Origin of the sequence: Microlunatus speluncae (assembly GCF_009299835.1) — a bacterium.
GTDB classification, from domain to species: Bacteria; Actinomycetota; Actinomycetes; order Propionibacteriales; family Propionibacteriaceae; genus Microlunatus; species Microlunatus speluncae.
In genome coordinates this window covers 71,356-86,144 of the sequence record NZ_VKCZ01000014.1, presented here as the reverse complement: position 1 = coordinate 86,144, position 14,789 = coordinate 71,356, and the positions used below count along the sequence as shown (strand labels likewise).

Here is a 14,789-nt window from a genome sequence, read left to right as displayed (position 1 = left end):
GATCGTCCACCCCGGCACTGACAGTTACGTTTCCGTCCGGCCCGGAGTGAGCTTGTGCGGGGTGAAGTTGCTGACCTTGTTGTCGAACTGGTCCGGGATCAGCGGCTCGATGCCCAACGGTTCTGACTCGATCCGCAGCATCGCGATCTCGGACTCGAAGTCCTCCAGCGAGTGGTACTGCTTGTAGACGCTGGCGAAGCGCAGGTACGCGACCTGATCCAACTCCCGCAGCGGACCCAGGATCGCGACACCGACCTCGTCGGCCGGGATCTCGGACTGGCCGCAGGCGCGCAGCGTGTCCTCCACCACCTGGCCGAGCCGGGCCAGCTGGACCTCGTCCACCGGCCGGCCCTTGCAGGCCTTCCGGACTCCCGAGACGACCTTGTCCCGGTTGAACGGCTCGACGACGCCGCTCCGCTTGACGATGACAAGCTGCATCTGTTCGATCGTGGTGAAGCGGCGCGAGCAGGACGGGCATTGGCGGCGTCGCCGAATGCTGCAGCCGTCCTCCGCGGTGCGCGAGTCCAGAACCTTCGAGTCGGTGTGCCGGCAGTACGGGCAGTGCATCGTTTCCTCTCCCCGGGGCTTCCTCACCACAACCTGTGGGGCGAAACCCATCCCCTGACTACTATATGTAGACCCTAGGGCGCCCGCGAGCGGTGTGCAAGCCATTGCGGGGATGAAATCACACCCGGAGAATTCGGGCCGGAACCCGACTCAGAGCAGGTTGCGCGCCAGCACGTAGATCAGGGACAGCACGAGACCGACGATCAGCCACCGGGTCGGCGTCATCGTCCGGAGCACGGCCGCGATCCGGGCCGGCGGCCGGACCCGGGGGCCACCGAGCGCCTCGACGATCCAGAGCACGCCGAACCCGGTGAGCACGATCAGGCCGATGAACACCACCGGGTTGTATCCGAACGCGCCGGCGAGATCGCCGTGCAGCAGGGCGCTGCCCAGCCGGGTGCCACCACACAGCGGGCACTCCCACCCGGTGAGCAGCCGCAGCGGGCACGGTAGACCCTGCCCGCTCACCGCGTAGATCGCGCTCAGCGCGACTCCGCCACCGAAGAAGCCCGCCAGATACTTCAGGCCCGAGCCCGCCCGGAACGAGGTGACCAGGCCGGCGGTCGCGCCGGGAATCGCACCGGTACGCACAGCGCCGGTGGCACCGGGAGCCGGGGCGGAGTCGCCGCCCGCATCACCCCTTCGACCGACCATGCCGCCCATTCTGCACCGAGCGGGTGTCCCCGGTGACCCGGCACCGCACACCGGGGCCCGGCCCGACTGGCGGTCGCGGGGGTGCCGACCGGCCGGACGATGGCACTATGCTCCCCTCGCGGGGCCGCCGGAGCGGCGGCTCGTTCGATGCGGAGGTCACAGAGTGAGCCAACCCGACGATCCCGGCCAGCAGAGCGAGCGCGGAGTCCCCGGACCGAACCGCGATCCCGGGCCCCACCATCCGGTCACCCCGACCGACCCGGCACAGTCGCCCTGGTCTCGTCCCGATGCCGACGCGAGCCAGGCCCCGCACCAGCCATCGCCGGAGCAGCAGTGGCAGGCGCCCGGCCCGGATCGGCAGCCGCCACCCCAACAGCCGGCCCAGCCGTTTCAGCAGCCGGCCCAGTCGCATCAACAGCACCCGCAGCAGCAGCAGCCGGACCAGTCGTATCAACAGCACCCGCAGCAGCAGTACCAGCCGCCGCAGGGGCCTGGCCCGCAACCGGGTCAGCAGCACGCGCCGTACGGCGGAGCGCCCTATCCGCCCGCCCAGCAGCCGATGCCCGGGCCGCCGATGCCGTATCCGCCGGCCGCCGTGCCTCGCACCGATTACGCCTCCTGGGGCAAGCGGGTCGGCGCCAACCTGATCGACTTCATCCCGGCCTACATCGTGTCGATCGTCGCCATGATCTGGTACTTCGGGTTCATCGGCTCGATGATCACTGCCCTGCAGCGGGGCGAGGACAATTACGTGCCCGACCTGACGTCGATGTCGGTCTGGATGATCGTGCTCTGTGTGCTCTCGCTGCTGTCGCTCGGCTGGAACATCTACAACCGCTGGCTCACCGGCGGCCGGACCGGTCAGTCACTCGGCAAGCGGGTCACCAAGATCAAGTTGATCAGCGAACAGACCGGGCAGCCGATCGGCGCCGGCAACGCCTTCCTGCGCGACATCGTCCACTACCTCGACGGCATCGCCTATGTCGGCTATCTCTGGCCGCTGTGGGACGAGAAGCGGCAGACCTTCTCGGACAAGCTGATGCGGACGATCGTGATCGACCAGCCGGATCAGCGCACCGCGGTCTGAGTCGCCGGCTGATAGTCGTCCGCGGTCACCCGGGCGACGGTCGCCCCGATCACGGTCAGCGCCGCCGCGGCGATCACGAGCCCGATGACCATGATCACGGTGGTCCCGCGCCGGGTCAGCCGCCAGTCGAAATCGAGGTCGCGGATCGGCACCGTCGTGCTGATCCGGCAGGACCGGGCCACGGCCGGATCGAGCTGCCGGACCCGGGGACCGGCGACGCCGGCCCGCGGCTGAGCGCCGGGCAGAGCCTGCCGGGCCGAGCCGAGACTCCGCCGGCGAGAGCTCGGACGACGAGACCTTGCGCCGTGGGTATCGGCCCGTCGGGTCGGATCCGCGATCAGGGCTACTGTCGCCATCGTCTTCTCCTTCTCCCCAGATCGAACTGATGTTCGATAGAACGTGTGTTTGATAATGCCCACTCGCGCTGGCCGAAAGCAAGCACATTCGCACGCGTGTTCGGGTGTGTCTTTCCCGATGTTCAGAGTCAAACAGGCGGCACTGACATTCGATTCCCGAGCGGCCACCGGCGGTCACGACACGCCGGGTCGAACAGATGTTTGAATTTGTCTGCGGCCTTCTCTACTGTCAGGCACATGGCCAAGCGCGACGACAATCCATCGGAGAAGAAGCGTGACTCGACGTCGAGCCGCGCCCGGACCACTGCGGCCGAGGCACCGGCCGGCAACGCTCCGCGACGCCGGGGGCGGCCCCGGGACGCCGACGTCGCCGCCGAGTTGGGAGCCACCGTCAGTTCACTGCCGGACGGCCCGATCGACGCCGCCGGCCTGACGCCGCGGCAGCGCCGGGTGCTCGAGGTGATCAAGGAAACGGTCGAGGCCCGCGGCTACCCGCCGAGCATCCGCGAGATGGGCGATGCGGTCGGCCTGGCCAGCTCCTCCAGCGTCGCCCACCAGCTGAAGGTCCTTGAATCCAAGGGATTCCTGCGCCGAGACCCCAACCGGCCGCGTGCGCTGGAGGTCCTGATGCCCGGCGATCCGGCGGCGGCAGCGGTCGCCAAGTCGGTGGCCGCCGCGTCCCAGTCGGAGTTCGACGAGTCCGAGGTCGGCAACAGCTTCCCGGCGCCGGTGCACGTTCCGGTGCTCGGCCGGATCGCGGCCGGCGGTCCGATCCTGGCCGAGGAGCAGGTGGAGGACGTGTTCGCACTCCCCCGGCAGCTGGTCGGCGAAGGGGAGCTGTTCCTGCTCGAGGTCCGCGGCGATTCGATGGTCGACGCGGCGATCTGCGACGGCGACTGGGTCGCCGTGCGACGGGAACAGACCGCGGAGAACGGCGACATCGTCGCCGCCCTGCTGGACACCGAGGCCACGGTGAAGACCTTCAAGCGGACCGGCAACCAGGTCTGGCTGATGCCCCACAACCCGGCCTACGACCCGATCGACGGCAATCACGCCAAGATCCTCGGCAAGGTCGTTGCGGTGCTCCGCCGGGTCACCTGACCCTCAAGATCATTCCGGTGATCGACTGATCGTCGCCATGATGCCCCGGTCCGCGTGGGCCGGGGCATCACGGCGTTCAGGCCTGCTCGGCGCGTTCGACGAGGCGGCGCAGCGCCTGGACCGCGACCTCGCGATCGCGGGTCGGCCAGAAGGGCGGCAGCGAGGCCCGCAGATAGCTGCCGTACCGGGCGGTGGCGAGCCGGGGATCGAGGATCGCGACCAGACCGCGATCACTGAGCCGGCGGATCAACCGGCCGGTGCCCTGGGCGAGCAACAGCGCGGCATGAGTGGCGGCGACCGCCATGAAGCCGTTGCCGCCGGCCTCGGCCACGGACCGCTGCCGCGCCATCAACAACGGATCGTCCGGCCGCGGGAACGGGATCCGATCGATGATCACCTGGGTGCAGGTCGAGCCCGGGACGTCGACGCCCTGCCACAGCGACAGGGTGCCGAACAGGCTCACCTCCTCCTCCGCGACGAAGCGCCGCTTGAGCTCGGTGAGCTGAGCGTCGCCCTGGCACAGGATGGTCTGCTTCGGCAGCTGTTTGCGGACGTACGTCGCGGCCGCCTCCGCCGCGCGGCGGGAGGAGAACAGACCGAGGGTGCGCCCGCCGGCCGCCCAGACCAGCTCGGCGATCTCCTTCAGCGTCGCCTCGGACAGGCCGTCCCGGCCGGGCGGCGGCAGATCGGTGGCGATGTAGAGGATTCCCTGCCGCGGATAGTCGAACGGCGACCCGACGTCCAGCCCTCGCCACGGTTGCGGCCGGTTCGGGTCCGCCTTCTCGTCGTCGCCGTCGTCGTCAGTGTCATGATCGACTTCGACGATCGCGGACTCGTCCCGCTCATCCGGCCGCAACCCGACCGAGGCCGCGACCGCGTTGAAGTCGCCGCCGAGTTTCAGCGTCGCCGACGTCAGCACCACGGTCCGCGCACCGAAGATGCTGGCCCGCATCAGCCCGGACACCGTCAGCGGAGCGACGCAGGCCTCGCGGCCGGTGCGCTCCCGTTCGGTCACCCAGATCACGTCGTGTTGGCTCATCGCGGCCATCCGCTCGGCGATGTCGAAGATCTCCTTCACCACCGCCGCCGCCTGGCGCTGGTCCGGATCGGTCTTCTCACCGCCACTGGTCAGCTCGCTGACCGCCCGCCGGGCCGCCGTCCGGACGACCGCACAGGCCTGGCCGAAGGCCGAGTCCGGATCCTCGATCCGGTCCAGCGGCGACGCGTCCAGCGCGGCCCGGAGCGTGTCGGCCGACTCCAGCAGATCCAGTGCGACCTCGTCCTCGAGGTAGGAGGCGGCCCGCCGGCCGACCCGCTCGATCGCCTGCGGGCTGAGCTCGGAGGAGGCGGCCCCGGTCACCCGGGAGACCAGCTCGTGCGCCTCGTCGATGATCACCGCATCGTGCTCGGGCAGCGCCGTCTCGCCGTGCATCGCGTTGATGGCCAACAGCGCGTGATTGGTGACCACCAGATCCGCGGCCCGGGCGACGTCGCGGGAACGTTCGACGAAGCAGGCGTCACCGTACGGGCAGCGTTGCGGGCCCAGGCATTCCCGGACCGGGATCGACACCTGCTGCCAACCCCGTTCGGAATGACTCGGAGCCGAGTCCCGGTCGGCCAGGCCGGTCCGGCCGTCTTCCTCCTCGATCCACTCGCGGAGCCGCAGCACCTCCGCCCCCAGCGCGGAATCCGGCTCCCCCGCGCCGGCGCTCGGCAGCGTGGCGGCAAGATCATCGACGCCGAACAGGGCGGCCTGATCGTCGGCGCCACCACTGCGTGCCCGGTAGAGGCAGGCGTAGTTGGTCCGGCCCTTCAGCACCGCGTGCCGCGGCCGCTTCCCGGTGACCTTCTCCACCGCCGCCAACGCGGCCGGGATGTCGTTGTCGGCCAGCTGACTCTGCAAGGCGAGGGTGGCGGTGGCGACGACGATCCGGTCGGCCGAGCCCTCGGCCACCGCGACCAGAGCCGGGGCCAGATAGCCGAGCGACTTGCCGGTGCCGGTGCCGGCCTGGACCAGCAGGTGCCGACCCGAATCGATGGCCTGGGCGATCGCGTCGGCCATCTCGACCTGCCCCGGCCGCTCCTGACCGGCGATGCCGGAGACAGCGGCCTCGAGCGCCCGGCGATGACCCGGCGATTGCGGACCGGCCTCACTCAGCTTCGTCGTCGGTTCGGCCACCACCCGTCAACCTTAAGGGCCCGCGCCGACAACGACCGACAGCATCCGGCGCGATTCGACCATGATCATGAAATCACCGGCCGGGTCGGAACGACGGACGCGCGATCAGGACGCCGGAGCGACCTGGAAGGGTGCCAGCATCCCGGCCAGCTGCGCGTTCACCCGCGCGGTGATCAGGCTGCCCTCGGCGGTGTGCTCGCACTCGATCAGCTCGCCGGACTGATGGATCCGATTCACCAGATCGCCACGCTCGTACGGAATCAGGGCGGTGACCTCGATCTCCGGCCGCGGCAGCCCCGCCTCGATCCGGACCCGTAGCTCCTCGACGCCCAGGCCGGTCCGGGCCGAGACGACCTCCGCCTCCGGGAACTGACTGCGCAGCGTGACCAGCTGATCGGCGTCGGCGCGGTCGGCCTTGTTGATCACGATCAACTCCGCGACCTTGTCCGCCCCGATCTCACCGAGCACGGTGCGGACCGCCCTGATCTGGCCGACCGGATCCGGATCGGAGCCGTCGACGACATGCACCAGCAGATCCGCCTGCGCCGACTCCTCCAGGGTCGAGGCGAAGGCCTCCACCAGGTCGTGCGGCAGATGCCGGACGAACCCGACCGTGTCGGTCAGCGTGTAGACCCGGCCGTCGGCGGCCTCCGACCGGCGGGTGGTCGGGTCCAGGGTCGCGAACAACGCGTCCTCGACCAGGACTCCGGCACCGGTGAGCCGGTTCAGCAGGCTCGACTTGCCCGCGTTGGTGTAGCCGACGATCGCCACCGACGGCACCTCGTGCCGGCGCCGCTCGGCCCGCTTGGTCTCCCGGGTCGAATCCATCTCCCGGAGCGCGGCCCGCAGCTTGGCGATCCGGCTGTGGATCCGCCGCCGGTCGGTCTCCAGCTTCGTCTCACCGGGACCGCGACCACCGATGCCGGCGCCGCCGCTGGCTCGGCCGCCGGCCTGGCGGGACAGGTTGCCACCCCAACCACGGAGGCGTTGCTTCAGATACTGCAGCTGGGCCAGCTCGACCTGGGCCTTGCCCTCGGCGCTCTTGGCGTGCTGAGCGAAGATGTCCAGGATCAGCGCGGTCCGGTCGATCACCTTGACCTTGACCCGGTCCTCCAGGTTGCGCAGCTGGGCCGGCGCGAGCTCGCCGTCGCAGATCACCGTGTCGGCGCCGGTGGCCACCACCACCTGGCGCAGCTCGTCCACCTTGCCGCTGCCGATGTAGGTCGCCGGGTCGGGCCGCTGCCGGCGCTGGATCAGGCCCTCCAGGACCTCGGATCCGGCGGTCTCGGCGAGCAGCTTGAGCTCGCTGATCGAGTTCTCGGCGTCGACCTCGCTGCCGGTCGTCCAGACGCTGACCAGGACCACCCGCTCCAGCAGCAGTTGCCGGTATTCGACCTCGGTGATGTCGGTGAGTTCGGTGGACATCCCCGCGACCCGGCGCAGCGACAGCCGGTCCTCGAGATCCCACTGCTGCCCGTCGAATCCCCCGCCCTCGGGGTCGGGGTCACGGAGCGGCGACGCCGGTGTGATCGGGGGGTCGGTGGCGTCGACGAACTGGTCGTCGATCGGATCTTCTGCGGCAGATGTCATCGCCTCTAGAGTCTCACGCCGGACAAGCCCGGACCACTGATTTGAGTCCGGAGGTGATCGAACCCGGCGCACGGATGGCGATCACGGGGCTTGCCCAACGACCAAGCTCAGGGAACGGAACAGGCGGCGGAGTCAGGCCAGGTCTTCCGGCACCAACAGTTCGCCGTGGCCGACGATCTCGGCCGGGCCGGTCAGGTACGCCTCGTCCTCGGCCCCGGCTCCCCCGGTCAGCTCGACCTCGACGGTGCCGCCCAGGACGTCGATCCGGAAGGTGATCGGCCGGTCCCGCACCCCGAGCTGAGCGGCCGCGGCGGCGGCCGCGGCCACGGTTCCGGTCCCGCAGGACATGGTCTCGCCGACCCCGCGCTCGTACACCCGCATCTGCAGCCGACGGTCGCCGGTGAACCGGATGAACTCGCAGTTCACCCCTTCCGGGAACGCCTCGGCCGGGCTCCACTCGGGGGCCCGGGTGAGGTCGAGCGCCGCCGGGTCGTCGACGAACGCGACGGCGTGCGGATTGCCGACCACGACCTTGGTCGCCGGCACCGGCTCGGGCAGGCCGGTCGCGGTGACAGTGATCGGTTCCGCGGCGACCGCTACCCGGCCCACGGCGACGCGGACCCTGCGGTCGGGCAGCAGTTGCGCCTCGCGGAGCCCGGCCCGGGTGGCGATCGGGACGGTCGGCCCCGCCGCCAACCCGTTGTCGACCAGATAGCGGGCGAAGACCCGGACCCCGTTGCCGCACATCTCGGCGATCGAACCGTCGGCGTTGCGATAGTCCATGAACCACAGGTCGGGATCGCCGGCCCACTCCTCGACCCGGCCCGCCTTGACCGCGCGGAGCAGCCCGTCACCGCCGATCCCGGCCCGCCGGTCGCAGACGAACCGCACCTCGGCCGGAGTCGGATCGTGCAGGTCTTCCCGGTCGACGAGGATGACGAAATCGTTGCGGGTGCCGTGTCCCTTGGCGAACGACCAGTTGTGCACCGGATCAGTCTTCCACGGCGGTGACCGGGTGCCGCGCGGTGCTCAGGCCTCGACCGCCGCCACCGTCAGGGCGCGCGGCACCAGCTCCGCGGCGTCGTACGGCAGCCACCGGATCCGCGGATCGCGCCGGAACCAGCCGTCCTGCCGGCGGGCGAACCGGCGGGTGGCCGTGATGGTGTCCGTCATCGCCCGCTGTTCATCGATCTCGCCGTCCAGGTACGCCAGCACCTGCCGGTAGCCGAGCGCGCGGGAGGCGGTCACCCCGTCGCGCAGGCCCCGCCCGGCCAGCTGTCGTACCTCCTCGACGAAGCCCTGCCGCCACATCGCGTGCACCCGGTCGGCGATCCGCCGGTTCAGGGTCTCCCGGTCGACATCGAGCCCGATCAGCCGGACGTCCGGCAGCGCCGCCACGTGATCCGGAAGTGCTGCCTGATAGGGCTCTCCGGTCAGCGCGATCACCTCCAGTGCCCGTACCACCCGGCGGCCGTTGCGCGGTTCGATCAGCTCGGCGGCCGGCGGATCGATCTCGGCCAGCCGGCGGTGCAACGGCTCCGGCCCGTGCCGCTCCAGCTCCGCCTCCAGCTCGGCCCGAAGCTCCGGATCGGTGCCCGGGAACCGGAAGTCGTCGACGATGGCGCGGAGGTAGAGGGCCGAGCCGCCGACCACGATGGGCAGCACGGACCGGGCCCGGCAGTCGTCGATCACCGCCCGGGCCAGGCCCTGGAACTCGGCCACCGTCGCCGTCTTGTCGATGTCGTAGATGTCGACCAGATGATGCGGTACGACAGCGAGCTCGGCCGCCGTCGGTTTCGCCGTGCCGATGTCCATCCCGCGGTAGACCAGCATCGAGTCGCCGTTGACGATCTCCGCCGGCCGACCGGCCGCGGTCAGCCGCTCCGCCAGCGCCAACGCCAGCGCCGACTTGCCCGACGCGGTCGGCCCCACCAGCACGATCGTCACCGCAGCAGTGTGCCCGACGGAGCCCATCCGACGGGGAGCGGGCGGCCAACACCTGGCGGGCGACGCGCGTTCGACCGGGCGTTACGCGGAGGTACTGGCCAGCCCGGGCCGGAAGCGATAGAAAGGAGGCGTACCGCAGGTGCTGTGGGGCCGGGAAACCGGATGTGACCTGCCGTGCCGCCAAAGCGGCGGCCGGTACCGAAGCACGATTGGAGGACGGAGTATGGGTATCTTCGACAAGGCCAAGGACATGCTGGGTGACAACCAGGAGTCGGTCGACCAGGGCATTGACCAGGCGGCCGACTTTGTCGACGAGAAGACCGGCGGGCAGCACTCCGAACAGATCGATCAGGGTGCTGACTTCGCCAAGGAACAGGCCGGTAACTTCCTCGGTGGTGACAACAACCAGGACGAGCCGGAGCAGCCGGCCTGATCTTCCTCGCCAGCATTAGGCACAAGCACGACGAGGGGCCGTCCCTGGACGGCCCCTCGTTGCGTGTCCGGCGATGGTTCAGCCGGTGAGCGACTGGTCGGCGACGGTCCGGTCGGTCAGGCGCAGCCGCAGGTGGTCGGCCAGTCGGGCCCGCTCCTGGATCGATTCGATGGCGGCCAGGTCGGCCTTCTTCGCCCGCTGGACTCCGTCGTCGAGCTGTTGGTGCACCTGATTCAGCGCGATCCTGGTCGCTTCTGCGGCCTCCTGCCTGGCCCGCAACTGCAGCACGCACAGGACCCCGCAGACCACCGCCGCGATCACCAGCAGTACGGCCAGCACCGGTTGGCCGGCCAGGGCCGTCACCAGTGCGAGCACCGCAGCCGCTCCGGCGGCGATCCCGTAGCCGTAGAGCCGGCCCGGCGGGACGACTCCCGAGGCCTCCGCGTTGGCCAGCACCTGCTTGGCCCGACCGGCGTCGGGGCCGGCCGCGGTCACGTCGACCTGGCCGTAGTAGGTCCGCACCGAGAGCTCGGCCGGCGCGCGCGGCGGCGCCGCGGCCAGCGGATCGATCGCCGTCAGCAGCCCCGGCGCGAGCCAGCCGATCACCGTCCGGTGCTCGGGCGATCCGACCGGCAGCGTCCGGGCGTAGTGGGACAGCCGGTCGAGGGCGTCGACCGCCTCCTGTCCCTGATCCACCTCCGGGCGGGCCTGACCCGGATGCTCGATCTGCCACCGCAGCTCCCGGGACCGGGCCAGCAGGGCTCCCTCGGCTCCGTAACCGGCGCCGATCATGCTCGAGACCAGCTGCCGCAGCGGGGCCCGCGGGTCCGCGGCCTGCTGCTCCTCCGGCTGCTGCTGTCCCGACGACTGCTGCTTCGCCGTCCCGGCCGCCGGCGTGGCGGTCGGGGCCGGATCCGCGACCTGGGCCCGCAGCCAGGTCAACATCTGATCTTCGTTCGTCGTGTCGGCTGCCTTCGCGATCCAGTCCCGCCAGCCGGCGGGATCGGTGCCCTGCACCATCGGCCGGAACGCCGGCTCCAGCGAGGCGAGTGCCGGCCCATAGACCCCGGCGACGACCGCGTCCAGCAGCAGCACCTGATTGCCGGTGAGGGTCCGGTCGCTGATCAGCAGTTCCGGCAGCCGGTCGGCCACCAGCTCGCCCTTGCCGAGGGCGCCGACCGCGACGACGACGTACAGCTTCGCCTCGGGCCCGAGCGGCGCCGCGGTGCCGACGCCACCGGACCGGTCACCGGTGCCGCCGGCGACGATCTCGGTCACCGCGTTGGTGGCGTACGGCAGCCAGTAGTCGAGCCCGCGCGGATCGATCGGGCCGGCCGGCAGCCCCTGGGACAGCTGCTCGATCACCGCCATCACGTCCCGCCGGATCGCCGAGGTGTCGGGATAGCCGGCCAGTTGCTCCCGCACATCGCCCAGCTCCACATAGGCGTCGAACGCCTTGGAGAGAGCGGTCAATCGCGACTCCAGCGACCCCTGCAGCCGCGCCAACTGGCTTTGCATCCGGTTGGCGCGGCTGGAGGCCGCCGACGCCTGGTACGACAGCGACTCGACCTCCTCGCGGAGCAACCGGTCGCGGCCGTGTTCGCCGGCCCAGAACCAATCCCAATCGTCAGGCACGGCCGACATTCTTCCATCAGCCGGGCCCAGCGAGCGGGACGGTCGATCAGCCCTGCCCGGCGACCGGTGGTGCCGTCGGGTCGGTCCCGCCGCGCAGTTGCTCCCGCTGGACGTAGTCCTCGATCGACTCGACGTTGCTCCGGGAGCGGTTCACCACCGCCACCAGATCACCCATGGTCGCGACCTCCTCGACCTGTTCCTTCACGAACCACTGCATGAACTGGTCGGAGGCGAAGTCGTTCTCCTCCCGGGCGATCTTGGTCAGTTCGTTGATCTGGCCGGTGACCCGCTTCTCCTGCTCGAGGGCGAGCTCGGCCGGGGCCACGATGTCGGCGAAGTCGGTGATCGGCTGATCGACGGACGGGATTCGGACCGGTGCGCTCTGATCGATCAGATACTGCACCATCATCATCGCGTGGCCGCGCTCCTCCAGCGCCTGGGCGTAGAAGAACCGGGCCATCTGAGGCATCGTCAGGCCGTCGTAGTAGACGGCGCAGGCGATGTATTGCTGATGTGCGGAGAACTCATGCCCGATCTGGACGTTGAGTTGCTCCACGAAACGCTCTGCTGGCATCTGTATTGCTCCTGGTCATAGGTGATTCGCGGATGACCTTCAGGGGGATGGTCACCCGCGACCCCATCGTGACACGAGCGGCTGACTCCGACGGTGTGAACGCGGCCGATCGAGCGTCAGACCGCGCTCGGGGCGCCGACCGCGGGCATCCCGAGACCGACCACCGGGCGCTCCGGGGCGGTGTCCGGCCGACGGCTCGACCAGGCGTCGCCGCCGCGGGTGCGGCGGAGGTTCCCGATCCCGGCATCGGCGGTCAGATGGTGCGGCGCGGCGTAGGTGATCTCGGCGTCGGCCAGGTCGCCCGGGCGTGGCCGCAGCTCCGGGTCGTCCGGCACCGCGACGTGGACCAGCCGGTTGTCCCGCGCCCGCCCCGACATCCGGGCCGTCGCCGCGTCCTTACGGCCCTCGCCCTCGGCGAACATCACCTCGACGGTCCGGCCTACCTGCGCCTTGTTCTCCTGCCAGGCCACCGCCTCGACGACCTCGACCAGCCGCTCGTAGCGCTCCTGGACGACCGGCTTCGGCACCTGATCCGGCATCGTGGCGGCCGGCGTGCCCGGACGGATCGAGTACTGGAAGGTGTACGAGCCGGCGAACCGGGCCGCCTTCGCGACCTCGATGGTGTCGGCGAACTCGTCCTCGGTCTCGCCCGGGAAGCCGACGATGATGTCGGTGGTGATCGCCGCCTCCGGCAGGGCGCTGCGGACCTTGTCGATGATGCCGAGGAACTTCTCGCTCCGGTACGAACGGCGCATCCGGCGCAGCACCGAGTCCGACCCGGACTGCAGCGGCATGTGCAGCTGTGGCATCACGTTCGGCGTCTCGGCCATGGCCGCGATCACGTCGTCGGTGAAGTCCTTCGGGTGCGGCGAGGTGAACCGGACCCGCTCCAGGCCGTCGATCCCGCCGCAGGCGCGGAGCAGCTTGGCGAACGCGGCCCGGTCGCCGAACTCGACCCCGTAGGCGTTGACGTTCTGGCCGAGCAGCGTGATCTCCTGCACGCCCTCGGCCACCAGCGCCCGGATCTCGGCCAGGATGTCGCCCGGCCGGCGATCGGTCTCCTTACCGCGCAGCGCCGGGACGATGCAGAAGGTGCAGGTGTTGTTGCAGCCGACGCTGATCGACACCCAGGCCGCGTAGGCCGAGTCGCGCCGGGTCGGCAGGTTGGACGGGAAGGTCTCCAGCGCCTCCTTGATCTCGACCTGGGCCTCCTCCGCCACCCGCGCCCGCTCCAGCAGGGTCGGCAGCGAGCCGACGTTATGGGTGCCGAACACCACATCCACCCAGGGCGCCTTCTCGACGATGGTGTGCCGGTCCTTCTGGGCCAGGCAGCCGCCGACGGCGATCTGCATCCCCGGATGCGCCTTCTTGGTCGGCAGCAGGTGGCCGAGGCTGCCGTACAGCTTGTTGTCGGCGTTCTCCCGGACCGCGCAGGTGTTGAACACCACGACGTCGGCCTGACCATCCTCGTCCGCGCGCCGGTAGCCGGCGTCCTCGAGCAGGCCGGCCAGGCGCTCGGAATCGTGGACGTTCATCTGACACCCGTGGGTGCGGATCTGGTACGTGCGCGGAAGAACAGACGTCGACATGATGCGACCAGGGTAATGCCCCGGCCCGGCACCGGTGCCGAGGTGGCTTTCGACCTCGGGCCCCGGGTGGACTCCCGGCCGATAGAGTCTCCGCTCGTGACTCATCCCCCGCCACTCCAGCCCACCGGCGAGCAGTACGAGATCAGGTCCGGGGACCACCGCGCGGTGATCACCGAGGTCGGCGCGACGCTGCGGTCGTTCCGGGTGGGTGACCGGGACGTGGTCCGCGGATTCGGCGCCGACGAGGTGGTGCACGGCGGCCGCGGGCAGCAGTTGTTGCCCTGGCCGAACCGGATCCGCGACGGCCGGTACGTCTTCGAGGGCGGCGACCAGCAACTCGCGCTGACCGAGCCCGATCGGCACAACGCGATCCACGGCCTGGTCCGGCACGTGCCCTGGATTCTGGTCGAGCACGCCGAGGACCGGATCGAGCAGCGCGTCCGCGTCTTCCCGCAGCCGGGCTGGCCGGGCACGGTCGAGGCCACGCTGCGGCACAGTGTCTCCGCGGCCGGGCTGCTGGTCGAGGTGACGGTGACCAACGTCGGCTCTGCACCGGTGCCGTTCGGTTACGCCGCGCATCCGTACCTGACGGTCGGTGAACAGAGCGTCGACGAGGTCGCGCTCACCGTGCCCGCCGGCCGTTATCTCGAGGTGGACGACCGGCTGCTGCCGCTGCAGCTGCGGCCGGTGAACGGCACCACCTACGATCTCCGCGCCGGTGATCCGGTGGCCGAGGTCAATCTCGACACGGCGTTCACCGACCTGGCCGCGGACGACGGCCGCTGGGTCGTCCGGCTCGAGCTCGGCGACCGCTGGGCCGAGCTGTGGGCCGAGGCCAAGTTCGGCTGGCTGCAGGTCTACACCGGAGCCGACCGCCGCGACCAGTCGATCGCGGTCGAGCCGATGACCTGCGGACCGGACGCGTTCAACCCCGGGATCACCCACGACGACGTGATCGTCTTGCAACCTGGCGACTCCTTCGCCGGTCAGTGGGGCGTCCGTGGTGCATGATCGATCAGGCCGGCCGGACGTAACCGAATTTCAACACGAATTTCCCACCTCGCCCCGAGGCGGTCG

Annotated in this window: 14 protein-coding genes; 4 read left to right on the top strand and 10 right to left on the bottom strand. The window is 70.3% G+C overall.

What is annotated here, in order from left to right; translation table 11 throughout:
- Positions 1 to 24: 24 nt before the first annotated feature.
- Together nrdR and FNH24_RS17260 are read right to left on the bottom strand one after the other, a co-directional pair.
- Positions 25 to 567, bottom strand: a complete 543-nt coding sequence (gene nrdR / locus FNH24_RS17265; RefSeq protein WP_152363463.1) for a transcriptional regulator NrdR — start codon at positions 565 to 567, stop codon at positions 25 to 27.
- A 150-nt stretch (positions 568 to 717) separates the two neighbouring features.
- Positions 718 to 1,221 carry a DUF2752 domain-containing protein gene (locus tag FNH24_RS17260; RefSeq protein ID WP_152363462.1) on the bottom strand — a complete coding sequence of 168 codons (504 nt, stop codon included), beginning with the start codon at positions 1,219 to 1,221 and terminating at the stop codon, positions 718 to 720.
- A gap of 163 nt (positions 1,222 to 1,384) precedes the next feature.
- Between FNH24_RS17260 and FNH24_RS17255 the strand changes: the two genes are divergently transcribed.
- The gene (locus FNH24_RS17255) at positions 1,385 to 2,308 is read left to right on the top strand and encodes an RDD family protein (protein WP_161606171.1); all 924 of its coding nucleotides are present in this window, start codon (positions 1,385 to 1,387) and stop codon (positions 2,306 to 2,308) included.
- On the opposite strand, the gene FNH24_RS17250 is transcribed toward FNH24_RS17255, so the two are convergent.
- Entirely contained in the window at positions 2,290 to 2,664 is a 375-nt protein-coding gene (locus FNH24_RS17250) for a hypothetical protein (RefSeq protein ID WP_152363460.1), read from the bottom strand. The genes FNH24_RS17255 and FNH24_RS17250 overlap by 19 nt on opposite strands.
- Positions 2,665 to 2,901: 237 nt before the next feature.
- Here FNH24_RS17250 and lexA point away from each other — a divergent pair, with 237 nt between their 5' ends.
- A complete protein-coding gene (gene lexA / locus FNH24_RS17245) occupies positions 2,902 to 3,765 on the top strand; it encodes a transcriptional repressor LexA (protein WP_152363459.1) in 864 nt (287 codons plus the stop codon).
- Positions 3,766 to 3,841: 76 nt separating this feature from the next.
- Here lexA and FNH24_RS17240 read toward each other — a convergent pair whose 3' ends face one another.
- The 4 genes from FNH24_RS17240 to miaA all read right to left on the bottom strand — a co-directional run bounded on the left by FNH24_RS17240 (position 3,842) and on the right by miaA (position 9,481).
- A complete protein-coding gene (locus tag FNH24_RS17240; RefSeq protein ID WP_425486900.1) occupies positions 3,842 to 5,944 on the bottom strand; it encodes an ATP-dependent DNA helicase in 2,103 nt (700 codons plus the stop codon).
- Positions 5,945 to 6,049: 105 nt separating this feature from the next.
- Positions 6,050 to 7,534, bottom strand: a complete 1,485-nt coding sequence (gene hflX, locus FNH24_RS17235) for a GTPase HflX (RefSeq protein ID WP_152363458.1) — start codon at positions 7,532 to 7,534, stop codon at positions 6,050 to 6,052.
- A gap of 132 nt (positions 7,535 to 7,666) precedes the next feature.
- The gene (dapF, locus tag FNH24_RS17230; RefSeq protein WP_152363457.1) at positions 7,667 to 8,521 is read right to left on the bottom strand and encodes a diaminopimelate epimerase; all 855 of its coding nucleotides are present in this window, start codon (positions 8,519 to 8,521) and stop codon (positions 7,667 to 7,669) included.
- Between the two features lie 42 nt (positions 8,522 to 8,563).
- Entirely contained in the window at positions 8,564 to 9,481 is a 918-nt protein-coding gene (gene miaA / locus FNH24_RS17225) for a tRNA (adenosine(37)-N6)-dimethylallyltransferase MiaA (protein WP_343031827.1), read from the bottom strand.
- 223 nt (positions 9,482 to 9,704) lie between these two features.
- Here miaA and FNH24_RS17220 point away from each other — a divergent pair, with 223 nt between their 5' ends.
- The gene (locus FNH24_RS17220) at positions 9,705 to 9,914 is read left to right on the top strand and encodes an antitoxin (protein WP_152363455.1); all 210 of its coding nucleotides are present in this window, start codon (positions 9,705 to 9,707) and stop codon (positions 9,912 to 9,914) included.
- A 78-nt stretch (positions 9,915 to 9,992) separates the two neighbouring features.
- Here the strand turns inward: FNH24_RS17220 and FNH24_RS17215 are convergent, their stop codons facing one another.
- From FNH24_RS17215 to miaB, 3 genes are all read right to left on the bottom strand, one after another.
- Positions 9,993 to 11,549: a hypothetical protein gene (locus tag FNH24_RS17215; protein ID WP_152363454.1), complete on the bottom strand. Its 1,557-nt coding sequence runs from the start codon at positions 11,547 to 11,549 to the stop codon at positions 9,993 to 9,995.
- 46 nt (positions 11,550 to 11,595) lie between these two features.
- Positions 11,596 to 12,123, bottom strand: coding sequence for a ferritin (locus FNH24_RS17210; protein ID WP_152363453.1), 528 nt, complete (start codon positions 12,121 to 12,123; stop codon positions 11,596 to 11,598).
- A gap of 116 nt (positions 12,124 to 12,239) precedes the next feature.
- Positions 12,240 to 13,712, bottom strand: a complete 1,473-nt coding sequence (miaB, locus tag FNH24_RS17205; RefSeq protein WP_152363452.1) for a tRNA (N6-isopentenyl adenosine(37)-C2)-methylthiotransferase MiaB — start codon at positions 13,710 to 13,712, stop codon at positions 12,240 to 12,242.
- A gap of 96 nt (positions 13,713 to 13,808) precedes the next feature.
- Between miaB and FNH24_RS17200 the strand changes: the two genes are divergently transcribed.
- Complete coding sequence (locus tag FNH24_RS17200; RefSeq protein ID WP_246186946.1) at positions 13,809 to 14,723, top strand: aldose 1-epimerase family protein; 915 nt, start codon at positions 13,809 to 13,811, stop codon at positions 14,721 to 14,723.
- Positions 14,724 to 14,789: the final 66 nt, after the last annotated feature.

Excerpts from the sequence above, each read along its gene's own strand:
- nrdR (WP_152363463.1), bottom strand. The coding sequence starts at position 567 with ATGCACTGCCCGTACTGCCGGCACACCGACTCGAAGGTTCTGGACTCG.
- FNH24_RS17260 (WP_152363462.1), bottom strand. The coding sequence starts at position 1,221 with ATGGTCGGTCGAAGGGGTGATGCGGGCGGCGACTCCGCCCCGGCTCCC.
- FNH24_RS17250 (WP_152363460.1), bottom strand. The coding sequence starts at position 2,664 with ATGGCGACAGTAGCCCTGATCGCGGATCCGACCCGACGGGCCGATACC.
- lexA (WP_152363459.1), top strand. The coding sequence starts at position 2,902 with ATGGCCAAGCGCGACGACAATCCATCGGAGAAGAAGCGTGACTCGACG.
- hflX (WP_152363458.1), bottom strand. The coding sequence starts at position 7,534 with ATGACATCTGCCGCAGAAGATCCGATCGACGACCAGTTCGTCGACGCC.
- FNH24_RS17220 (WP_152363455.1), top strand. The coding sequence starts at position 9,705 with ATGGGTATCTTCGACAAGGCCAAGGACATGCTGGGTGACAACCAGGAG.
- FNH24_RS17210 (WP_152363453.1), bottom strand. The coding sequence starts at position 12,123 with ATGCCAGCAGAGCGTTTCGTGGAGCAACTCAACGTCCAGATCGGGCAT.
- miaB (WP_152363452.1), bottom strand. The coding sequence starts at position 13,712 with ATGTCGACGTCTGTTCTTCCGCGCACGTACCAGATCCGCACCCACGGG.